This window comes from Bifidobacterium sp. M3-N-101, assembly GCF_023656805.1.
GTDB lineage: Bacteria > Actinomycetota > Actinomycetes > Actinomycetales > Bifidobacteriaceae > Bifidobacterium > Bifidobacterium breve.
The window spans coordinates 173664-195078 of the sequence record NZ_JAMOKQ010000004.1 but is presented as its reverse complement, the minus strand read 5'-3'; the positions used below and the strand labels follow the sequence as shown (position 1 = coordinate 195078).

Genomic DNA, 21415 nt, shown 5'->3' with positions numbered 1-21415 from the left:
TACACACATGTGACTTGGAATTTGTCAAATCAAGTCTCGTGTCATTACAGTTTTTTCCGTCTCAATGTGCTATACGCCGTCCACCGAGCACTGCACTCCATAACCAATTGAGATGAATATTGTGCCGTTCCTGCACAGGAACAGCGCTCCCTAGGTATGGCACGGCACAGCATGTGCAAAAGTGTCATTCAGTAAATTGAGCAGTTTTGGGAGAATTGCATGACGCAGGAATCAGGTGGGGCAGATCCGCAGATCAATCCGCCGAGTTTTATTCCTTCGGCAGGCCGACGTTCACGAGCATCGTCACAGACACCACGTACCATCACTCCCTCATCATCGTCGCGAACACCCAGAGCCGCCGGCGGCAACGATAACGGCATACCGCCCAGCTTCTCCCCCAATGTGAACCGATCCGCTCGCAGAAGCACCTCGGCCTCCTCCCAGCCGCAAAGCATTCCACCGACGCAGGCACGCCGCTCGTCCGGCTCATCTCGCAATGCCAGCACGCCGGCATCATCCGTCATTCGCTCCGCCACCCCCTCCAGAACGCCCGTGGTAGCTATGACGTCCGGGCACAACAGTGCCATAGCGATACGCGACCGTGGTCATAAAGTCCGCAATGGCGTCATCGGCGCAGTCATATTGCTTATCGCAGCACTGGTGCTCGCCGTGTTCGGCGCCTGGGGCTGGGTGGACGGCAAGCTCAACAAAGCGGATTGGCTGACCACCGCAGCCGACACACCGGCTTCCACCTGGCTTATTCTCGGTTCCGATGAGCGTGACGGTTCCACTAACTTTGGTGGCGTAGACGATATCAGCGGATACCGAACCGACACGATTCTGGTGCTGACCAAGCCTAAATCCGGCCCCAGTTCACTGATTTCCATTCCGCGCGACTCCTTGATGAACGTGGACGACCAATACATGAAGATCAATGCCGTGGCTCAGCTGGTCGGCAAAAAGGCCTTGGTCGGCGAGATAGAGCAGTTGACCGGACAGAAAATCGATCATGTGGCACAGGTCAAGTTCGGAGGCTTGCAGAAGGTCGTAGACGCTTTGGGCGGCGTGGAATTGTGTTACGACCAGGACGTACAGGATGCTTATTCCGGCCTGAACTGGACAGCTGGATGTCATAACGCGGACGGTTCGACTGCATTGTCGTTCTCTCGTATGCGTTATGCCGATGCCACCGGCGATTTTGGCCGCAATGCCCGCCAGCGTCAGGTCATTTCCGCCATTGTCAAGAAGGCCTCCAGCAAGGAGACGTTGACCAATCCCAAGACGGTGACGACCATGGCTGAAGCCGGCTTGAGTGCGCTTACCGTCGATGGGAAAACCACGCCGCTAACCTTGGTGAATATGGCGTTGGCGTTCAAAGACGCCACAGGAAGCAAGGGCATATCCGGCAGCGTGTACTGGTCCAATCCCGATTATTACATGGATGGCGTCGGCTCCTCCGTACTGCTTGACGATGCCAAGAACACCGAACTGTTCAGCCAGCTGGCTGCGGGCACCCACGCCGCAGGAACCGTAGGTACACTCGCCGAAAGCTGATAATTCAGCCAATCAGCTTGCCGCGACGCACGCCCGGCAAGCTGGAACCACATATCCCGTTATCGCTTGCGCTACGCGCATCCTTCATTCACGCTGAAAGCATGACTCGTGAACGGCAACGCACAATACGATTTCATCGTTCATTACCGGCCCCTGCAAGAAGGGGTGCCACAACCGCTCCGCGCGGCGCACGCTCCCGCGTGATGGTGCTCGTTGCGGCCGCCCCGATAGTGGCGCAGATCATGATGCTGGCAATGATGGCGTTGCACGGGCAATGGATGTTTGCCCTAGTCATGGTTCCCGGCATCGTCGGTGGCCTTGCATCGATGCTCGTCACATTGCCGCTGCCATATGTCGAACCGTCCCAAGGCCCTGTCGAGTCCACTGAGACACACCACGCTCCCCGAGGCCCCTCCCCTGACGCTGCCGACATGTTCTGCGCTTCCGATGCGCCCTCCATCGAATCCCTGCTGACGTTCGACCGCCTTGGCTGGCGAACCATAGTCCGCAACTGGCTTGAGCCTTCCGATTACGATGTGCCGCTTGGCGTCACCTCGTCCGGCCCGTTCATGCTCAACCTGCACAGGCAGGGCCCTCATGCTCTGGTGGCCGGCACCACCGGCTCCGGCAAATCGGTACTGCTGCAAAGCTGGTGCTTAGCTTTGGCGGCCATGAATGGTCCGGATCAGCTTAATTTCGTTTTTCTTGATTTCAAAGGCGGTGCCGCTTTCCGTAAACTCGAGCAACTGCCCCACACCATCGGAAGCGTCTGCGATCTCGATCTGGCCCATGCCGCACGGGCGCTCAAGGCCTTGGAAGCCGAACTGACCCGCCGTGAAAAGCTGTCTGCCGACCTGCATGTATCCGATATTGATGACATGCGCGACGCACCGCCTCGACTTGTCGTGGTCATCGACGAATTCCATGCGCTGAAAGACCAGCTGCCGGATTACATGCCGCGCTTGGTGCGTATCGCCTCGCTTGGCCGCTCCCTGGGCATGCATCTAATCGCCTGCACGCAGAATCCGCTTGGTCAGGTCAGCACCGATATGAAAGCGAATATGGCCATTAGCATCTGTCTGCGAGTGCGGGACGGATTGCAATCCACCGAGCTGCTGGGCGATTCCAGAGCTGCGACCATAAGTCCCGCACTGCCGGGTGCCGCCTACTGCAATGACGGCGAACACGTGACGGCATTCAGATGCGCGCCAGCCGACAATATCGATGTATATTGCCGGCAAATCGCGTTCGCTGCCCGATTCGTGGGGACACGTTCGCGACCGCCACTGTTCACCTCTCCCCTGCCACGGAGTGTCCAAGACCATCCGGTATCCGGGCAGGTGGATCGTATTCGGTTTGGCCTATCGGATAACGGCATCACACTCACCGATGCGGTTGTGCCCCTTGACTGCGGCAATATCGCCATCATCGAACCTCAGGGACGGGGCAAAACCACGCTGCTCGAAGTCATTGCCCGCCAGGTAAGTGCCGTGGACGGCCTGATGCTGCATATCAGTGGTCTATACAGGGGCCAACGACTCACGACGACCGAGCATCGTTCCCGGCTCAGTGCCGCATCAACGCGCATCGCACCGGCACCACCCCGTTTGATATGGCTGGTTGACGACGCCGACGACCTGCTGGATCCGCTCTGCTGCGATACGCAGGCCGTACGGTTCAGGCAAGCCCTTGCCGATTCGTCCATTATCGTTGTATTCGCGGTGCGCTCACCCCGCCACATACGGGTCCCGGACCATTGCAGCACACGCATTGTGTTCCCCTGCGGAGATCGAACGGCAGATTTGGTAGCGGGCATACCATCATCGCTGGTGAACACGATGAGTCAGGAGGATTTGGACACGCCTGGCCGAGCGGTTCTGATTGCGGGTGCCTCGGCATGCCTTGTGCAGTGCGCGTCATAAAATCTCCGCTTTTTTCTGGGCAGAACCTCTTGAAAAACGCACCGGTTCGTGGTTACCTTGTACAGGACTTAAGGAAAATCACATCAGCCACAGGGCTTTTAAGGGAGGCAAGCAATGAGCAACGCTTTTGATTGGCGAGCCAAGGCCGCATGTCGTGACAAGGATCCGGAACTGTTCTTCCCGGTGGGCAACACCGGTGCCGCATACAATCAGATTGAAGAGGCCAAGGCCGTATGCCGTACCTGCAAGGTGATTGATGCATGCCTCAAGTGCGCATTGGACACCAATCAGGATTATGGCGTCTGGGGCGGCCTGAGCGAAGACGAGCGCCGCGCTCTGAAGCGCCGTGCCATGCGCGCCCGCCGTTCGCAGGCTATGCAGATGCAGATCTGATATTTTTGCTTGTTTATGCAAAAACCCTCCCGTTTGGGAGGGTTTTTGCGTTAGGGCTATTACTCGTCCTGTGCGGCACGCAGCTTCATATCAAGCACCACACGGGTACCGCCTTCGCGGCGAGGCTCCCAGTTCACGGAACCACCGAAGTCGTTGGTCACGAAGGTGTTGATGATCTGCGTACCCAAGCCGGAACCGGAGGAACGTGCCATGCCGCCCTGCTCTTCAGAGCCGAGGCCGGAACCGTCGTCCTCGACCACCACATTGAGGTTCGGACCGGAACGTCCCACGGAGATCGTGATATGCCCCTCCTTGCGCCCCTCGAATCCATGCTCCACGGAATTGGTGATGAGCTCGGTAAGCACCAAAGACAACGGCGTGGCGTCTTGGGCGGGCATCATGCCGAATTTGCCCATGTAATTGATTTCGATGTGCTGATCCTTCATGGTTGCCAGATCCACAGCCATGCGCAGCAGGTTGGCAATCACCTTGTCAAAGTCCACCACTTCATCGGCTGTCTGGCTCAGTCCCTCGTGCACCATGGCGATGGTCTGCACACGGCGCTGGGCCTCCTGCAGTTCCTTCTTGACCTCGTCGGACTTGGTTTTGCGCGCCTGCAACCTGAGTAGCGCGGAAACCGCCTGAAGATTGTTCTTGACACGATGGTGAATCTCGGAAATCGTGGCGTTCTTGGTCTGCAGTTCCTGCTCGCGACGGCGCAGCTCGGTAACGTCACGACATAGGATAATCGCACCGACACGGCCGTTATTGTCGTACAGCGGCAGCGATCTCATGGAGACGGCGGAACGGTTGGCGTTGAGCTCGGAGTCAACGGCCGCCTTGCCTGCCAGCACCAGCGGCAAAGTATCCGGCACCGGATCGTTCTCCTTGAGTAGCTGGGTGCCCAGCTCGCTCAGGTATTGGCCGGGCATGGTATTGAGCAGGCCGAGACGGCGGAAACAGCTGATGGCGTTGGGAGCGGCATACCGCACCACGCCGTCCACGGTGAGGATGATGAAGCCGTCCGCCACGCGCGCGATATGACGCTGGCTCATCACCGAATCCTTGTAAGGGAATTGACCGCGCGGAATCATCTCATACAGTTGCTTTCCGGCATTGATGCTTTCGGATTCGTAGCGACCATTGGATTCACGCGTGGCCATGTTCGTCTCACGCACCACCAAGCCAAGCGTCTTGCCATTGTGCCGCACCGGAGCGTATACATTGCACACCGTGGCCTTGCCTACGGTACGCAGCACAGTGGAACGGAACACCACGCTGGATTGCATGGCGGCGTCCAGCTCACCGGTCATATCATCGGGCATGGTGTCTCCCACCACATCATCACCGCGCAGGGTCATCACGGTGGAGGGGCGGCACTGTTCCGCAACCACGTACTTGCCGTCGCCGTTCTGCACGAGCAACAGCAGATCGGCGAAGCTCAGATCGGCGATGACCTGCCAGTCGGCAACGAGATGGTGCAGCCATTCGCGGTCGTCGTCGTCGAAATCGGGGCGTGTTGCGAGAATATGTGAAAAATCAGCCATGTGTCCATCATACGCAGATAGGTTCCGCTTATCGCCGAATTACGCGGTGTGATCTGATGATAAATTACAGGTGAGTCGGTATTGACAATCCAGTAGGTTACGCTAACGTAAGTTACGGAAACGTAAGGAATGACCGTCAGCTCGCGGGGAACGAGGAATCATATGGCATCAGCAACCGACGACGAGATGGCAGCGACCCAGCAGACCAATTCCAAGGCCGCCAACGAACCGTCCGACTCGTATGTCGAGACGAAGCGTCAGGCCGTCATAGAGGCACGCGAACAGGCGCTGCAAGCCAAAGCGGAAGCAGTGCGCGTCAAGGCGCAGTTCAGGGCCGAAGCCATTCGAGCCAAAGCCGAAGAGAAGGCCAGCCGCACGCTGGCCAAGGCAGAGAACCGGGCACTGAAAATCGAGGGCATCGCCCCTGCGGAAGTGGAGCGCAAGATTCGTCTCGATGTTCACGGCCGTCCGAAGCCCGCTATGCGCGGCTGGATTCATGCGGTGGCCGCTCCCCTGTCTTTGGCCGCAGGCATCGTACTGATCTGCCTGGCACACGGAGCCAGTCTGAAATGGGCATGCGTCGTATTCATGGCATCATCGTTGGTGCTGTTCACCAATTCAGCCTGCTACCATCTGGGTGATTGGAGCCCCCGCGTCACCGATGTGCTGCGCCGCATCGACCATGTGAATATCTTTCTGCTCATCGCCGGCACATACACGCCGGTTTCATTCGCGCTGGAACCATTCTGGCGCAATATCATCATTATTTCGATGTGGGCATGCACGGTCATAGCCATCATCATCCACGTGATTTGGATCAAAGCGCCGCGATGGCTATATACGGTGGTGTACATCATCTTCGGCATTTATGGTCTGGCCTATATGGTGATGTTCTGGAATTCACCGTATGCGGGCCCCGCCGTGGTGGTGCTGTTGTGCTCGGGCGGTGCCTGCTATATCCTCGGCGCCATCGTCTACGCGCTGCGCAAGCCGGATCCCTGGCCGCGCGTATTCGGATTCCATGAAATCTTCCACTGCGGCACCGTAGCCGGCTATGCCTGCCACATGGTGGCGATCTATATGGTAATCGTGGCACTGTGGCATTAATCGCAACGCGCGAGAGCCGATAGAGCGAGAGCCTGAAACCTCAATACGAGGTTTCAGGCTCTCGCTCTATGCGCTTCTGCCTACTCAGGCCAGCGGCTTGGCGGCCTTGACGGTCACGGACAGCTCACGGCCGTTCGGTGCGGTGTAGGAGACGGTGTCGCCCACCTTGGCCCCCTCGATGGCCTTGCCGATCGGGGAATCCGGGGTCATGATCTCGTAGTCGGTGCCCACCACGATGTCACGGCTGCCGAGCACGTAGGTCATCTCGTTGCCGTTGAGCTCGATGGTCACCACGGAACCGTTGCCCACGGTACCCTCGGGAGCGTTTTCGATAATCTTGGAGTCGCGCAGCTTGACGGTGAGCTCGGTGATACGGCCTTCGTTCTTGCTCTGTGCCTCGCGGGCGGCCTGATAACCGCCATTCTCGGACAGATCCCCCTCGGCACGAGCCACGGCAATCTTGTGAGCGATTTCCTCACGCAGCTCGCCCTCACGATGGGCCAGCTCTTCCTTCATCTTGTTATATGCTTCCTGCGTCAGCAGGTAGACCTTGTCCTCAGCCATATCGTCCTCCTGAACCGTTTGATGCTGAATGAAGATACGTTATCTATAACAAAAACGCCGGCTGCGACCCCGGCGTTCGTCACATGCTGAACAGGCGTCAGCGGGTGGAAATGATGTCGATGACGAATACCAGCGTGTCCTCGCCGCCGATGCCGGCCTGCGGAACGCCGCGGGAACCGTATCCGTATTCCGGCGGGATGGACACCACGAGACGGGAACCCACATTGTGGCCCGGCACGGTCTGGTCCCAACCTTTGATGACCTGACCCACGCCGATGCCGAAGCTGGCAGGCTGGTGGCGGTCGAAGCTGGAGTCGAACGGGGTGTCCTTGCCCCACACCACGCCGTGGTAGTTCACGGTCACGGTGTCGCCGCGACGAACCATCGGGCCGTCGCCCTCAGCCAACTCAACGGCCTTGAGACCCTTCGGGGCCTCGGGCGCCGGAAACTCGATAACGGGCGTGGTGCCGAATTCGGCATTCACCTTGGGCATCTGATCTGCCATGAGTCCTCCTTCACAGACACAATGCGCCCTACAATAGCACTATTGGCAAACCTGCGGAAGTCAGCATTCAACGACGTTGACGGCAAGACCGCCTTTGGACGTCTCCTTGTATTTGGCCATCATGTCTTCGCCGGTCTGCTTCATCGTGGCTATGGCCTGATCCAAGGTCACGATATGCGAGCCATCGCCGAGCATGGCCATACGTACCGCATTGATGGCGGTGTTGGCGGCCATCGCATTGCGTTCGATGCAGGGAATCTGCACCAAACCACCCACCGGATCGCAGGTGAGCCCCAGATTATGCTCGATGCCGATCTCCGCTGCGTTCTCCACCTGTTCGGGTGTGCCGCCCATAACAGCGGCAAGACCTGCAGCGGCCATCGAGCAGGCCGAGCCGACCTCGCCCTGGCATCCGACTTCAGCACCGGAAATCGAGGCATTACGTTTGAACAGGTAACCGATGGCTCCGGCGGTCAGCAGGAACGTGGCCACACCTTGATCATCGGCATCGTCCACGAAGTGCCAATAATAGTGGAGCACGGCGGGGATGATGCCTGCCGCGCCGTTGGTCGGCGCAGTGACGATACGGCCTCCCCCGGCGTTCTCCTCGGAAACAGCCAGAGCAAATAGATCCACCCATGCGGCATCCGAGGATTCCAGCACGGCATCCTTACGACGGCTGTTGCGGCGAAGCACATCGGAGTTGAAAGCAAGACGCTGATACATCTTGGGCGCGCGCCGGGGTACGTCAAGTCCGCCGGGCAGCACCGTCTCCTTGGATGTGCAGCCGTGGCTTACGCAGTCGCGCATCACCTGCCATATGCCATCTAGCTCGGCCTTGACAGCCTCTTCCGGGCGGAGCGCGGTTTCATTGGCCCATACGATATCGGCAATGCTCATATCGTGACGCCGGCATAGTGCCACCAATTCCGTACAGGAATGGAACGGATACGGCACCTCGGTTACGGGTTCCACAGCGGACTCGTCTTCATCGGCGAAAGACATGCCGGCCAGAGGACGGTCATGGATGCCGATCATGGAATCATCGGGCGCACCCTGACGGATGAAACCGCCGCCGATGGAATACCAGACTTGTTCGTCGACCAAGTTGGCGGCATCATCGAATGCCTGGAATCGCATGCCGTTGGGATGGGCGGCCATGCGCTTCCACTGCTCGAAAATCACGTCATGGTCATAATCGAAATGAATACGCTTGGCCCCGGCGAGATTCAAGGTGTTATCCAGCGCGCAAGTCTCGCGAATATGCAGCATATGATCGGTATCCACTGTGGCCGGTACATTGCCTTCGAGTCCGGCCATAACGGCGCGATCGGTACCGTGGCCGAGCCCAGTCAAGGCCAATGAACCGTACAGCGTGGTTTTGACGCGCGTAACACGATCCAGCACATGCCGCTGCTGCAACGAGGAAGAGAACGCGTATGCTGCCGCCATAGGCCCCACGGTATGCGAGGAAGAGGGACCCACGCCGATGGTGAACATGTCAAGCACGCTGAACAATAGCTCTCCTTCTCCTGAACAAGCGTCGCCGTATAGCCATTAACGACATATACCAGCATACGTCCGTGCCGCGAAGGAGACACGGCGCTTCGGCTCTGTGCCGGTTTCAGTGCGGCACGGCCGAAAATGCTTTAGTGGGACAATGCCGAGAACATCATCACCAGCACGATGATGCCGATGATGGCGAGTGCGATCTGCACCACCATGAGTCCAACGGTCAAACCCTTTTTAGTGGCGATTTTCGGCGCATACGCCTGCGCCAGCAGGAACGCGATGAATCCGAACACCGCATAGTTGACGGTCAGGGCAATGACATCGCCATTAGCCAATACCACGCCGTTCAACGGCTGGTTGAGCGAGTTCATCATGGCGCTCATGACGAACATGCCCCAGATGCCATAGCCGAGCAGTCCCACGACGCCATAGGCCCACGGCTTGAAGGCGTCCTTCATGCGCATGGTCAGCGCTTCGGAGCACCATAGCAAAGCGAATCCGACGACGTAGGAAAAAGCCACGGCGATCAGCACCATGACGGTCATCCACGGCAGCAAAGCCACCACATTGCCGATCATGGACAGGTAGAAGCCGGAACAGGCGATGGCGCCGATGGTCAGCGCGGTGCCTGCGATGACAGCCTGGGCGAGCATGGTGGGCAAGGCGCCCTCATCGACCCGTTCGACGTCGGTCCAGCGTGAAGCCATGTGCGTTCCCTCATTTCATCAGATTCATCGTCACAACATCACACAGACTAATGGCTGTTTGTTTCGGGAAGGCGACCGATACGAAAAATCCCCGCGGCAAACGATGCTGACCGCAGTCCAGTGAAGGTGCCTCCGGTGGGACTCGAACCCACCGGAGAAAAGCACACAGCCTTACTCCCAGCTCAATCACGCGGCCCTCGAAACCTCTTTTGCCCACATTTTGCCCACATTCTCACGCGCCAGCATCTCACCCATGCGCTCCGACAGCTCATCCAGATCATCGTTGAAAAGGTCGGCGTACACGTCCAACGTCATGGCCGCGCTCTTGTGCCCCAACTGCCGTTGCACGGCCTTCACGTTCGCGCCCGCTCTGACCCATGAGACTCGCGGCCGTGTGCCTCAGGTCATGAATGGTGAGGTGGCCGGGTATGCCGGCACGCCGCAGGCCGACCGACAGCCAACCGTCATCACGGCTCGCATTACCCCACTCGCGTATCATCATGCCCTCGCGTCCCGGCTGCTCGAACAGCAGGTCGCCGGGCTCGCGCCCCTCGCACAGACTGCGCATGATCGGGTCCAGCACGACCAGGTACATGACGGCGCGCGCCTTGTAGGTCTTGGCGCCGTCAGGTATGATGACGCCGCCCACCATCGGCGCGCTCACTCCTATATATACGGTGCTTTTTGAGATCGACGTCCATCACCTTCAGGGGTATAAGCTCGTCCCATCTCATGCCGCACAGTCCGAGCACGAGCACGAGGTCTCGTCTCCATGGCATGACGCTGCCAGCCAGCCGGTCAAGCTGTTCGGCGGTGAGGTACACGTGCTTTTTCCTGCGCTTGCGTGGCAGTTCGATGCCCCGTGCGGGATTGTCCGGGATACGCCGGTCGGCTTTCGCGTCATCCAATAATTCCGGCGAGCACGCCGTGGGCGCGGAGGACGACGCTGGCGCTCCGAGGCTTTGCGAGCACTATCTCGTTGCCTTGTTCATCTTTGGCGGTCTTGCCCTGGCTGATTCCGGTGACCCATCGTTGCGCGGCCTCGCGGGTGACCGCTGATACCGGGGTGTTTCCCCATTCGGGTTTCACCCATTTCTCCCATGCTCCTTCGAGGTTCCGGTAATGGCTGGGCTTGGCGCTGAGCTTCTTCTTGGCCAACCATGCCGGTGCCAACTCCCCCACCGTTATCTTCCCTGCAGTGGGATCGATGTACGTGCCTTCGGCCTTGGCCACGGTGACCCGTTTCGCCGCCCAGTTCTCCGCATCTATCTTGCGGCGAACTCCCCCCGTGTCGGTTTGCGTACCGTCTGGCTTGCGGTAACGGACGCGATAGCGCACTTCGCCTTTGCTGGTCTTGTATCTGGTGACGTTCGCCATGATTTTCACTCACTTGTACGGGTTTTTCCGGTTTTGATGTGTTTTAATGGGATCTGACAAGGGGCAGGAAAACACATAAGCTTATCCACTTACGCCAAAATCGAAAGGAGGCGGCCATGACCATGACGGATACCGACGTACGCGCCGCCCGAGGACGGCAAGCCACGCAACGCCGTGGATGAGAAATGGATGCGACTGCACCGCGCGATGATGAACCGTCCGGCACGACTCGCGAAGAGGAGGGCATAGGGGCCTTTAATTCGGAACCGGAAAACGTATAACGTGATTTTGGAGGACTGATGAGCCATGAGGACATCAACGAAGCAAGCGATGATTCGCGGATTCAAAGCGGAGGTGACAGCGGGACTGACGGGCAGGACACGAAAATCGGAGGCTCCGAAAATCATGACGTCTCTCGAACTGCAGACCAAGGCTTGGAATCTGACCGGCGATTCGATCCGGAAGGCGATGGATCGCCGATAGTCTCTGACTCATATGGAGGTGACGTCCTGCCCCTTGCCGTCCAGCAAGGAACTCGCCGAATACGAACAGACTCTTCCCGGCGCGGCGGACAGGATTCTTCGTATGGCCGAGGATTCCTTGCATTCCGAAATCGACAGTCAGAAACGTGTAGTCGAAATCTATGCCGATGACCGGAAAGCGGAGAACTGGGTCTACAAATTCACCGCCGTCGTATTCTCTTTGATTCCCGCTGCGGCGTTCATCTGCGCCGTGGTGTTCTTTGCTCTGGGCATGAACCCGGCCGCGTTCATCAGCTTCGCCGGAAGCGTCGGTTTCATTATGCCGCGTATCATCGAGGCGTTCAAATCCGGGAAGGCATCGAAAGGCGATGACAAGCACAAGTCCGCAAATTGACATTTCGGGTATAGCTTCGCCCCGTGTAGGATAGTGGGCGAAGCGTCCTCCTTTCTTGAACTAGCTGGATTCTTCACTTGCCCTGTTGGCGCTGCAACGCCGGCAGGGCAACTCTTTTATTTCAAGGTTGTATCGCTTCCATCAGCGGGACATGTCGCCACATCCCGGCCATCGATGGATAGCGTCGCGTTCCATTTGATGCCGGTGCCGCGAATATCCTGATTGGGCAGCATCGCGTAGAAAGTCCCGTCCTGCAGAGTCACCAGATCATTCCATGTCCCGAGATTGTTCTGCTTGCTTGTTCCCATGTCGAACACGAATACCGAGGTCTCGTTCGAGTTGACGACATTCTTGAAACCCGCCTGCCACATCTTGCCAGAATCATTGGTGAAATTGATGTAGTACCCGTAATAGTCGCTCGCCTGTATCGAACTGTTGTTCGGTATCTCGACTCGAATCTTGTATGAGCTGGTATCGATTTTCACCGACTGGAGCCTTGGGTCGGAGCCGGAGCATTCGCCGTGTAGTCCGTTATCGATTAACGGTTCCTGACTGCTTTGGGAATCGGTCCTTTGATGGCGTCTTCAGCTTCCGACTGGATCTCGGCTTTGTCGTTGGCCGCCGTTTCCTTGTTTGAGCCACAGGCGGCAATAGAGCCGAGCAGTAACACCGATGTCACTACTGCCATTGATTTTCTTATACCGTTCATTTTTGCACCGGCTCGTATGTGGGGTTGTCGTTGTGGCGGTTCTCGTATGCGGGGAGCTTTAGGTCAGGGAAATCGTTGCGCACTTTTTCCCAACGTTCCTTGTTGGCAAACAGGAGTGATTCGTTGATGCCGTTGCGTACCGCGCATTTGATGACGAAGTAGCTGATGCCGAGTCCTATCAGCAGAACGATAATCGCAAAAATGAGAGATGCCGAATCCATTGTTTTCTTCTTTCTTCTAGGCGGCCACGCTGTCGTGTAGCCAGTTCTTGTAATCTTCTATGACTTGGACGGTCACGTTGAGTTCAGCGGCAATCTGGTAAGGGTTGCTGTCATACATGCGTTCCGCCAAGGCGTATTCGGCTGGATCGATGAGCAGTATGGCGGTCTCGCGCCGGCAGCGTTGTTCGAGCTTGCCGCCGTTGCACCCGTTGCTGGTGTCGTCTCCGTGTCTCCAGTGGACAAGCTCATGCACGAGCGCGCAGCGTTTGCGTGTGTAGGTGATGCGCCGGTCGATGAGCACGGTGTTGGTGGCGAGGCAGTATATGCCCGTCGAGTTTGCCGGGCAGTCGGGCGCTGGCCACGTGCAGGTTTGGCGCGACCTGATACAGGATCATGCGCATCTGCCCATAGCTCATGCGCGGCGACAACGGCAGGAGGGGCTCTTTCTGCCATCCGTAGTTCATTCGTCCCCTCCTCCAGTTATTCCGGCAAGCAGTCTCGCACAACTTTCATCGGTGAGTGAGTAGAAGGCCGGCCGGGTGCCCTTATGCGACACTGCACCGGTCTCCTCTAGAGAGCCGAGGCCTTGCGCGATTTTCTTTCTTCCCAGACCCAGTCCCTCGCCCAGCTGCCTACGGGTCACCCTGTGCGGGGATTCCCCGAACAGTTCCTCCTGCACGAGCACCGCGATTATGTTGGCTTCGACGTCGTCCCACTGCCGTTCCTCTTTCAGGCTTTCGAGCCGGTTCACGGCGTGCAGGAGCATGGAGCCTTTCTCAGACAAGTCATCGATGAGTTTTTTCTGTGCGTCCGCGACGAATTTCATCATCCGGTATGCGAATATGCTGCCGTCACGCCGGTTCAACGGGTGCTGTGCGTCTTCGAAGGCCTTGTAGTAGCGGTCCTTGCCGTCGTAGATCACGGGGCTGAGGCTGATGGCGGTCGGTGCGCTCAGGTGCTGTCTGAGCTGCAGCGCGAACAGGAATCGTCCCGTGCGCCCGTTGCCGTCGTAGAACGGGTGTATGTATTCGAATGCGAAGTGACACATCGCCGCTCGGATCAGCGGTGGCACGTCCCGGTTGCGTGAGAGTGTCAGCCATTGCGTGAGCAGTACTTTGATTTCCGATTCGGGGGTGATGCCGGTGTGGATTCTTTTGCCGGTGGATGGGTTGTCGATGTAGACGGGCCCGTTGCGGAACAGTTCGCCGTCCGGCTTGTCCTTCTCGGCGAGTTCGCCTGACATGACTTTGTCGTAGATGGCTCGGATCTCGTTGAGTGTTTCGGGCATGGGTTCGGGCTGTTCGTCGCTGAGTGTGAGGAAGAGTTTTGCGAATTCGCTGAATCGTTTGTGCGGCCCGTCGTTGAGTGCGGCTTCGAGGGCGTCGCTGATTTCCCTGCGTGTGGAGCGGACGCCTTCGATGTCATTGGTGCTTTGCATTTCCGTGCCGATGAGGTCGTGCAGGTAGGCGCGGCGTGCGATTGGGGGCAGCGCGTTCCATAGTTCGATTACTTTGTTTTCCTGGTCGCGTATGCTGTCGGCGATCGTGGCAAGTTCGCGGAAATTGACGACGAAGAGTTCGTTGCCGCGTAGTGTGATGCCGGATCGGAACGTGCTCCATCCGTTGAGGCGTTGCCGGTATTCATGTTCGGCTATGGTCTCCGGTGTTTCCGTGGACTGGCTCATATGCACGGTTTGCCGAATGCTTTTATAGTCCATCGTATTGTTCCAATCGTTCCAGAAAAGCATTTATATAAACGAAAATCATACTTCTAATGTTCCAAAACGCCGAAATGGAACATTAGAGACATGAAATATCACGCCGGACCGTCGCCGTCCCCGTCGAACTTGTGCTCGTCTTCCAAGGCGGCGATGTCGAGGTCACCACGTTTGAGCTTGCTAAGGGTCTCCGCCACACGAGCATTATCATCATCGACAGTAGATCGGACGATGGGTTCTGGAGTGTCGGCTGAGGACTGCTGCGTTCTTAGCATTTCGAATATTTCGTTAATTGAATCGCGTTCTTCCTGCGTCATAGACATATATTCTTCGTTTTCGAGCTCGTTTACTCGATCTATCACCATATGAAGTGCCTGCGCTGGAAGACAATGGCTTATTGCGCTAAGTCTGATGAATTCAGAAAGTCGGACGGGAGCTTTATTGCCCATTTTTATATCCCGAATACGGCTATAGGTTACTTCACCATATGTCAGGCTTTCCATTTCGCGGTAAGAAGCACCTAATTCGTCCAACAATTCAGACAGTACGTCTCTTGCTGCGTAGTCGAAAATATCCCATTCAATCTTTGTTGCCATGTGCAAATGTTATCACCTGACAGCAGTTGGCAACGCCGCAGAAATACTGTTGGCATATGACAACACGCCGTAGCGTTTGACTTCGTTTGTGGCAGGTGCCAATATACAAATCGCGATTGCATCAGCCAACAACACAGCAGCTTCGGCCGCGAAGAGCCTCCGAGTAAAAGTCCTGCTCGATGAGGTGCCGAAGACATATATCGCCTCCAAGGTCGGACTCAGCCGAATGACCGTCGGAAAGCATCTCAAATCGGATGCGTCTGTTCAATAGAAGTTAGGCCGATGCGGCATAACTTTCAGGTCCGAAAAGCGGTGGGAATTAGTCCGTTCACCGAAATGGCGAGATGAAGGGCACCGGCCCGCCATAACCCGGCTATTTTCCCGAGTTGAAACACACCCGGCCGAACAAGGCCACTCGGGAAAGGAAAGGAATGACGAAACCGGTGTCGATACAACAACGTATCAGGATTCTCGACGCCCAGGGCGTGTCATGGCGCGAAATCGCCAGACGGCTTGGCGTGTCGAGGGATACCGTCAGGAAATACGCGACCATGGAGGACTGCTCGCCGAAACCCGCGGTCAGGAAAGGACAGCGTTCCCTGACCGACGCGTGTTCCGGCACGGTGGATTCGTGGCTGGCCGCGGACAGGCTCATGCCCCGCAGGACAGGCTCATGCCCCGCAGGACAGGCTCATGCCCCGCAAGCAGCGCCATACCGCCAGACGCGTGTACGCCAGGCTCGTCGAGGAGGAGGGCTTCGAGGGCTCGTACTCGTCGGTGCAGCGCTACGTGAAGAGGTGGCGCGAGGAGCACCGGTCCGACGGCGATGGGTACCTCGAGCTCGACTGGCGCGCCGGCGTCATGCAGGTCGATTTCGGCGAGGCCGTCGCCACGATCGGCGGCGGGGACGTCAGGGTCCACTGCCTGGTCGCCACGTTCCCGCACTCGAACATGCGGTACGTGGCCGCGATGCCGGGCGAGAACGCGGAATGCGCGTGCGAGGGGCTGGCCCAGATCCTCGACCATATCGGCATGGCTCCCCGCGTGCTGGTGTTCGACAACGCCACCGGCGTGGGCCACCGCGTCGCGTGGGACAAGGTCACCGTGGTGCGCGTGTTCGCCATGTTCTGCGACCACTACCGGCTCGAGACGAGATTCTGCAACCCGTATTCCGGCAACGAGAAGGGATCCGTCGAGAACGCGGTCGGCTTCCTGCGCCGCAACCTCATGGTCCCCAAGCCCAACGCGGAGAGTCACAGACAGCCGGCGAGGCATCTGCCGTCGAGGCGCGACGCGATCGCGGATTCGGACCACTACCGTTCCGGCAGGCCGATACGCGAGCTGTTCGACGAGGACCGCGGGGAACTGCAGCCGCTGCCGCGCGCGTTTCGACGCGGTCGAATGGGTCGAGCGCAAGGCCGACAAGGAGGGCAACATCCAGATCGGCTCGGTCCGTTACCTCGCGGGCCCGTCATGGCGCGGCTGGACGCTGCTCGCCGGCCTGCGCGCGTTCGAGGCGGAGATCCGCACCGCCGACGGCAGGCACGTGAACACCCTTCCCCGCTCCTACGGGAACGGCGGCCCGACGGTCAGGAACCCCGCCACGCTGCTGCCCGCGCTTGCCCGCAAACCCAACGCGTGGGGCGAGTCGCCCCTGCGCGGCGAGCTTCCCGACGGGCTCGCCGCCCACCTCGACGCCCTGGATCCCAGGGCGAGACGGCGCGAGCTGACGATGCTGCACAGGGCCAGCCTGGCGAGCGGCTTCGGGAACGCGGTCCGGGCCATGACGGCGATCGCGGAGGACGGCAGGACCCCGGACGAGGCCAGCCTGCTCGCACTGGCCAGACGGATCGCGCAGAGCGACCCGCCCGACCCGGACGACGGGCCATCCAATGGATCAACTCGATAACCGAACCGAAACAACACACCCAAACACTCGACAATGTATAGGAGCATCTAAATACAAGTGTTCCTCATCACGCCGTCCGCGCGGGGCGGGCGTCTGGTCCGAGATCGGGCGTGACGTGATCGGATTGCCGGGAAAAGAGTTGGACGCGGCCCCGGGGATCCGGCCGGCCGAGGGAGGGCCATGCCCAGATTCCGGCTCGGGGAACCGGGCATGACCGGTACGCCTTGGTTCCCCTGACGGTAATGATGGCTTCGAAGGCGCACGACGCCCGATCAGCGTTAGTTGGAGACGGCGGGCATGTTCCTGCCCGATATCGGAATGATGTAGGACATTTTCTCCAGTTTCTCGCCGTTTATTTTCTTCATGAGCACGTCGACCACGGTCTTGGCTATTTGGTCATATGGCTGCGCGACCGTAGGCAATGGCGGGAAAACGGCCTCGGCAAGGAACGTGCCGTCGTATCCGAACATGAAGATGTCATCCGGGATCCTCATTCCTCGCGCAAGGGCCTGCCTCTGGATGGCGACGGTGACCGGATCGGCCGAGAAAACACCGTCCAAGCCGGGATATGAATCTAGGATCTCGTCCGCTGTTTTCAGATAGGTTTGGAATTCGAACTGGTTCAGCTGAAGTTCCTGCACGATGCAGGTGATGCCTGCCTCGCACATCCTTTTCGTGAAGACCTCATGCCGTTTGCTTGAAGGTGTTTTGACGTATCCGGAAGACACCAGCTGGATCACCTTGTGGCAGCCGTGTTCGATGAAGGCGTCCGCGGCGATTTCGCCGCCTTTGGCATGGTCGGCGGCGACGACGGGTATGTCTTCGGACAGATTGCGGTCCAGTGCAACGATCGGCGCATCTATATCGGAGTAATTGATGTCGATGGAATGCGAGCCTATGATGATTCCGTCGACCTTGTTGGCGATCAGCAGATCGAGGTATTTGCGTTCCTTTTTGGAGGAATGCAGCGTGTTGCAGAGGATCATCTTGTACCCACGGGCGTCCAGCTCGTCTTCTATCTGGGCGGTTATGGCCGAGAAGAAGGGATGCTCCACGTCGGGTATGACAAGACCGATCAGATTGGTCTTGTGCGTGTACAGGCTCCGCGCAATCTGGTTGGGCTGGTAGTGTAGCTCGTCGATGGCCGCTTGTATCGCGGCTCTTGTCTTGTCCGATATGTATCCACGCTGGTTGAGGTAGCGCGAAACGGTGTTTTTGGAGATTCCAGCGGCTTGTGCCACATCAGTAATCGTCACCATGAGAAAGCTCCTTATTCAATCACGCCACGACGCAGTATATGGGCTAAACATTATATATTGTTTAGCCCATATACCTTTAGTCCGGCCAAGCGATTCAGACCGAGTTCAACCCGTGTCCGATCAGATCGCGGATTGAGGCGCCTCCCTCGGAAGAAGCGAAGGAGATGCCGTTGTGGTCATTGCCCGCGAATACGTTCATTGAATGAACAATACGTCCGCCATCGACAAATATCTCCACAGAGCTTTGGTCGCTGAGCACGACCACGTCAAGCCGTTCCTTCCCGTGAAGCGGGAGGGGGCTGCGGGACGTGCCTTTGCTCCACCCATCCGCGTTGTTCCGGTCGACACGCAGCTGCGCGGCCGTGAAATCGAACGTGACGGTCAGCGCGTGGTCGTCATGCTGCCTTAGTTTCAGCGTGAGACTGCTCGCGTCGGTCTTCGTCAGGTCGATGTCGAAGGACAATTCGTAGGCCACGCCATCTCCGACCTGAATGGATGTCGGCTCTTCTCCGACTTCGAGCTCGCTCGGGATGGGCGCCTTTTCGCCGTATAGCAGCTTCACTTCGGAAACCGGTGTCGCAGATAGGGTCAGGCCGTCATTCAGGCGGATCTCTCGCGGAATGGCGAAGGAGCCGCACCAGCCTTCCCTCCAAGTCGGGCCCCAGTCTTTCCAGAACGGCATCCAATCCCATTCATTGGCCCATCCGACCATGATGCGGCGGTTCCGATGGTCCAGGAACGTCTGGGGGGCGTAGAAATCGAATCCCCAGTCAGCCTCTCCCGTGACGGTATAGGTGAAGCTTCCCGTCCGATAATCGAAATCACCCACGAAATAGACCGTGGTCCTTTCGCCGGCGCCCATGGGGGAGCAGAGGAACACCCATTTATCCCCAAGCGGGAAGAAATCGGGGCATTCCCACATGTATCCCCATTCGCCGCGTGATTCGAACAGGACATTGAAGAAATCCCAATGCAGCAGATCCGGCGAGTGATACAGCAGGGCTTGTGCTTTTCCGTCGCGTTGGGCGCCGCATACCAGGTAATAGGTCCCATCGTGTTCCCAGACCTTGGGATCGCGGAAGAAATCATGCGGGATGCCGCTGGGTGGTTCGATGACGGGATTGCCCTCATACTTTTTGAAATGAATCCCGTCCTCGCTTACGGCGACGTTCTGCGTCTGCTCGAAGCCGTTGCCGTTGTTGGCGGTGCCCGTATAGATCAGATACAGCTTCCCGTCCTTTTCGATCGCGCTGCCGGAGAAGCATCCTCCCTGCGGGTGGTCGTCATAGCTTTCGCTCGGCGCAAGCGCGACGGGCAGCTGCTCCCAATGCATCAGGTCATCGCTGACCGCATGCCCCCAGTGCATTTGCGACCAGAAGCCGCTATAAGGGTTGAACTGGTAGAAGAAGTGGTATTTCCCCTTGAAATAGATCAGGCCGTTCGGATCGTTGATCCATCCGCAGGGGCCCATGAAATGGTATCTTTGACGGCTTGGCGCCGAGGATACCGTCGGGGCTTTCTCCGCGATGCATCTTTCCGCCCGCTCGATCGCGGCCTGCATGATTTTCTCACTCATCGTTCTGCTCCGAATCGAACCGTGCGCGCAGCTTCTTGGCGAATTCCGTGTTCAGCTTGGATTCGCGCCTTGCCTTGTCCTCCTTGATTCTGAATTGCTCGTCGCGAAGCGGCTTGTATTCCTTCCAACGCTTTTCGTAGGATTCGCGGGCGGCCTTCTGCTCGTCGGTGAAGGCCGGCGGGACCAGTTTCCGCTCCGGAGGCTGCGGGACTACCGGCAGACGGTCCTCGACGGGCGCGATGGTGATGGGCGTTGCCGTCGGCAACGCCTGATACCAATACGCTGTCGAGCTCCAATCGTCGGACAGCTGGTTCGCGTGGCCGTGCTCGATGGTCACCTTCAGATGCTTGTTGAAGCGGACCGGATCGGTGATGTGCCAACGGTACGAGACCTGGAATCCATCCGTATCCCCCTCGTGGACGATGGTCCCGAAGAACGGATACGCGTTGCGTTGCATTCCCCATGCGTGGTTGAAGTAGTCTTCGGTGCCGGTGCCGTTAAGGCTCGGGTATTCCTCGCCGTCGATGAAGAACATGTCGTTGCCTTCGCCCCACCAGCTTCCTTGGAAATGCTTCACGGTGAGGTTGCATCCCACGTAATGCCCCTTGCCCTCGACATCGAGTATCGTGTAGTTGTTCTCGCCCTTGAAGTTGGTGACGTTGTTGACCTCGGGCGAATTCACCTGCAGGTCCGGCCCCCAGCCGTTGCATGGGTTCTCGCGATGCCAAGCCGCGTGGAAGTAGGCGGTGTCTTCCGGAAGCGGCTTGTCGTACATTTCGTAATCGATGTTGAAGTACAGAATAAATGGCAGCTCGTTCTCGTTGATGATCTCGATCTTCGCCTTCTTGTTGAAGGGCATGGGGAAGTAGCAGGACACGGAGCACGGAGCGCCGTATTTTCCGGCTTCTTCGGGCTTGAGTGACACATTAAACGGCATCGAGGAGAAGTTGCCCGGATAGCTGTTGCCGATGCAAAAGAAGTCACCGAGCGGCGCCAGCACGCTCGGAACGTCCTGATCGTCCCAGGTGATTTTGATCAATGCCTTGCGGTAGTAGAACGGGTCGTAGGCGTCCCAAATGACGCCAAGCGCCGGGTGGATCTCCATGACCGGAGCGGCCGAGGCGTTGAGCACCGGATCGAGGATGCTTGGCGCCACGACCTTGCGGCACGAGGAGGTCATCCACATGTGCGTGATGCAGCCGGGGCCTTCGATTTCGCCCAGCGTGATGCTCTCGCCGGCGGGGATCTCCCAGTAGTCCTGGTTCTTCCCTCGTTGGTCCCAGCTCGCGAGCCGTCCGTTCCGGGCGTGCTTAATCTCGGTGAGGTCTTTGAAAAGACCGGTAATTTCACTCATGGTAATCTCC

At 58.2% G+C, this 21415-nt stretch carries 24 protein-coding genes and 1 pseudogene; 6 read left to right on the top strand and 19 right to left on the bottom strand.

From position 1 onward, the window contains the following. Positions 1–188 precede the first annotated feature (188 nt). Complete coding sequence (locus NBH12_RS10945; protein WP_236716338.1) at positions 189–524, bottom strand: pilus assembly protein; 336 nt, start codon at positions 522–524, stop codon at positions 189–191. On the opposite strand from NBH12_RS10945, the gene NBH12_RS04520 reads away from it, so the two are divergent. The 3 genes from NBH12_RS04520 to NBH12_RS04510 all read left to right on the top strand — a co-directional run bounded on the left by NBH12_RS04520 (position 454) and on the right by NBH12_RS04510 (position 3869). Beyond that, positions 454–1554 carry an LCP family protein gene (locus tag NBH12_RS04520; protein WP_226790630.1) on the top strand — a complete coding sequence of 367 codons (1101 nt, stop codon included), beginning with the start codon at positions 454–456 and terminating at the stop codon, positions 1552–1554. The genes NBH12_RS10945 and NBH12_RS04520 overlap by 71 nt on opposite strands. A gap of 203 nt (positions 1555–1757) precedes the next feature. Then, on the top strand, positions 1758–3476 hold the full coding sequence (locus NBH12_RS04515) for an FtsK/SpoIIIE domain-containing protein (RefSeq protein ID WP_250819214.1): 1719 nt from the start codon (positions 1758–1760) through the stop codon (positions 3474–3476). A 114-nt stretch (positions 3477–3590) separates the two neighbouring features. Next, positions 3591–3869 (top strand): WhiB family transcriptional regulator, encoded by a 279-nt coding sequence (locus NBH12_RS04510; protein ID WP_003828887.1) that lies wholly within the window; start codon positions 3591–3593, stop codon positions 3867–3869. A 59-nt stretch (positions 3870–3928) separates the two neighbouring features. Here the strand turns inward: NBH12_RS04510 and NBH12_RS04505 are convergent, their stop codons facing one another. Further along, the gene (locus NBH12_RS04505; RefSeq protein WP_015438656.1) at positions 3929–5416 is read right to left on the bottom strand and encodes a sensor histidine kinase; all 1488 of its coding nucleotides are present in this window, start codon (positions 5414–5416) and stop codon (positions 3929–3931) included. 186 nt (positions 5417–5602) lie between these two features. Between NBH12_RS04505 and trhA the strand changes: the two genes are divergently transcribed. Beyond that, on the top strand, positions 5603–6523 hold the full coding sequence (gene trhA / locus NBH12_RS04500; RefSeq protein WP_250819222.1) for a PAQR family membrane homeostasis protein TrhA: 921 nt from the start codon (positions 5603–5605) through the stop codon (positions 6521–6523). A gap of 84 nt (positions 6524–6607) precedes the next feature. Here the strand turns inward: trhA and NBH12_RS04495 are convergent, their stop codons facing one another. The 7 genes from NBH12_RS04495 to NBH12_RS04465 form a co-directional block, all read right to left on the bottom strand. Continuing rightward, complete coding sequence (locus tag NBH12_RS04495) at positions 6608–7087, bottom strand: GreA/GreB family elongation factor (RefSeq protein WP_250819213.1); 480 nt, start codon at positions 7085–7087, stop codon at positions 6608–6610. A gap of 97 nt (positions 7088–7184) precedes the next feature. Next, positions 7185–7592, bottom strand: coding sequence for an FKBP-type peptidyl-prolyl cis-trans isomerase (locus NBH12_RS04490; RefSeq protein WP_003828883.1), 408 nt, complete (start codon positions 7590–7592; stop codon positions 7185–7187). 60 nt (positions 7593–7652) lie between these two features. Then, positions 7653–9110, bottom strand: coding sequence for an L-serine ammonia-lyase (locus NBH12_RS04485; RefSeq protein WP_250819212.1), 1458 nt, complete (start codon positions 9108–9110; stop codon positions 7653–7655). A 131-nt stretch (positions 9111–9241) separates the two neighbouring features. Continuing rightward, positions 9242–9811, bottom strand: a complete 570-nt coding sequence (locus NBH12_RS04480) for a hypothetical protein (protein ID WP_025299712.1) — start codon at positions 9809–9811, stop codon at positions 9242–9244. Between the two features lie 277 nt (positions 9812–10088). Next, positions 10089–10463: a site-specific integrase gene (locus tag NBH12_RS04475; protein WP_229028530.1), complete on the bottom strand. Its 375-nt coding sequence runs from the start codon at positions 10461–10463 to the stop codon at positions 10089–10091. Next, on the bottom strand, positions 10438–10719 hold the full coding sequence (locus NBH12_RS04470) for a site-specific integrase (RefSeq protein ID WP_229028531.1): 282 nt from the start codon (positions 10717–10719) through the stop codon (positions 10438–10440). Before NBH12_RS04470 ends, NBH12_RS04475 begins: the two co-directional genes overlap by 26 nt. After that, the gene (locus NBH12_RS04465) at positions 10712–11188 is read right to left on the bottom strand and encodes a tyrosine-type recombinase/integrase (RefSeq protein ID WP_229028532.1); all 477 of its coding nucleotides are present in this window, start codon (positions 11186–11188) and stop codon (positions 10712–10714) included. Before NBH12_RS04465 ends, NBH12_RS04470 begins: the two co-directional genes overlap by 8 nt. A gap of 495 nt (positions 11189–11683) precedes the next feature. On the opposite strand from NBH12_RS04465, the gene NBH12_RS04460 reads away from it, so the two are divergent. Continuing rightward, positions 11684–12064 (top strand): DUF2335 domain-containing protein, encoded by a 381-nt coding sequence (locus NBH12_RS04460; RefSeq protein WP_052790801.1) that lies wholly within the window; start codon positions 11684–11686, stop codon positions 12062–12064. Between the two features lie 116 nt (positions 12065–12180). On the opposite strand, the gene NBH12_RS04455 is transcribed toward NBH12_RS04460, so the two are convergent. From NBH12_RS04455 to NBH12_RS04425, 7 genes are all read right to left on the bottom strand, one after another. Then, complete coding sequence (locus NBH12_RS04455; RefSeq protein WP_021649573.1) at positions 12181–12549, bottom strand: hypothetical protein; 369 nt, start codon at positions 12547–12549, stop codon at positions 12181–12183. 53 nt (positions 12550–12602) lie between these two features. After that, positions 12603–12752: a hypothetical protein gene (locus NBH12_RS04450; protein ID WP_155238099.1), complete on the bottom strand. Its 150-nt coding sequence runs from the start codon at positions 12750–12752 to the stop codon at positions 12603–12605. Between the two features lie 17 nt (positions 12753–12769). After that, on the bottom strand, positions 12770–12994 hold the full coding sequence (locus tag NBH12_RS04445) for a DUF6019 family protein (protein ID WP_019727986.1): 225 nt from the start codon (positions 12992–12994) through the stop codon (positions 12770–12772). Positions 12995–13010: 16 nt separating this feature from the next. Then, positions 13011–13247 carry a hypothetical protein gene (locus NBH12_RS04440; protein ID WP_226790607.1) on the bottom strand — a complete coding sequence of 79 codons (237 nt, stop codon included), beginning with the start codon at positions 13245–13247 and terminating at the stop codon, positions 13011–13013. Then, entirely contained in the window at positions 13240–13458 is a 219-nt protein-coding gene (locus NBH12_RS04435) for a hypothetical protein (RefSeq protein ID WP_232044890.1), read from the bottom strand. The genes NBH12_RS04440 and NBH12_RS04435 overlap by 8 nt, the downstream gene beginning before the upstream one ends. After that, positions 13455–14711: a Fic family protein gene (locus NBH12_RS04430; RefSeq protein WP_052789160.1), complete on the bottom strand. Its 1257-nt coding sequence runs from the start codon at positions 14709–14711 to the stop codon at positions 13455–13457. Before NBH12_RS04430 ends, NBH12_RS04435 begins: the two co-directional genes overlap by 4 nt. 98 nt (positions 14712–14809) lie before the next feature. Beyond that, on the bottom strand, positions 14810–15307 hold the full coding sequence (locus NBH12_RS04425; protein ID WP_226790610.1) for a hypothetical protein: 498 nt from the start codon (positions 15305–15307) through the stop codon (positions 14810–14812). Between the two features lie 431 nt (positions 15308–15738). Here NBH12_RS04425 and istA point away from each other — a divergent pair. Beyond that, a pseudogene (istA, locus tag NBH12_RS04415) lies at positions 15739–17216 on the top strand (IS21 family transposase). A gap of 278 nt (positions 17217–17494) precedes the next feature. Here the strand turns inward: istA and NBH12_RS04410 are convergent. The 3 genes from NBH12_RS04410 to NBH12_RS04400 all read right to left on the bottom strand — a co-directional run bounded on the left by NBH12_RS04410 (position 17495) and on the right by NBH12_RS04400 (position 21405). Continuing rightward, entirely contained in the window at positions 17495–18475 is a 981-nt protein-coding gene (locus NBH12_RS04410; RefSeq protein WP_250819211.1) for a LacI family DNA-binding transcriptional regulator, read from the bottom strand. 94 nt (positions 18476–18569) lie between these two features. Then, positions 18570–20051, bottom strand: a complete 1482-nt coding sequence (locus tag NBH12_RS04405) for a glycoside hydrolase family 32 protein (protein ID WP_052789040.1) — start codon at positions 20049–20051, stop codon at positions 18570–18572. Further along, the gene (locus tag NBH12_RS04400) at positions 20044–21405 is read right to left on the bottom strand and encodes a glycoside hydrolase family 172 protein (RefSeq protein ID WP_052789039.1); all 1362 of its coding nucleotides are present in this window, start codon (positions 21403–21405) and stop codon (positions 20044–20046) included. The genes NBH12_RS04405 and NBH12_RS04400 overlap by 8 nt, the downstream gene beginning before the upstream one ends. Positions 21406–21415 lie beyond the last annotated feature (10 nt).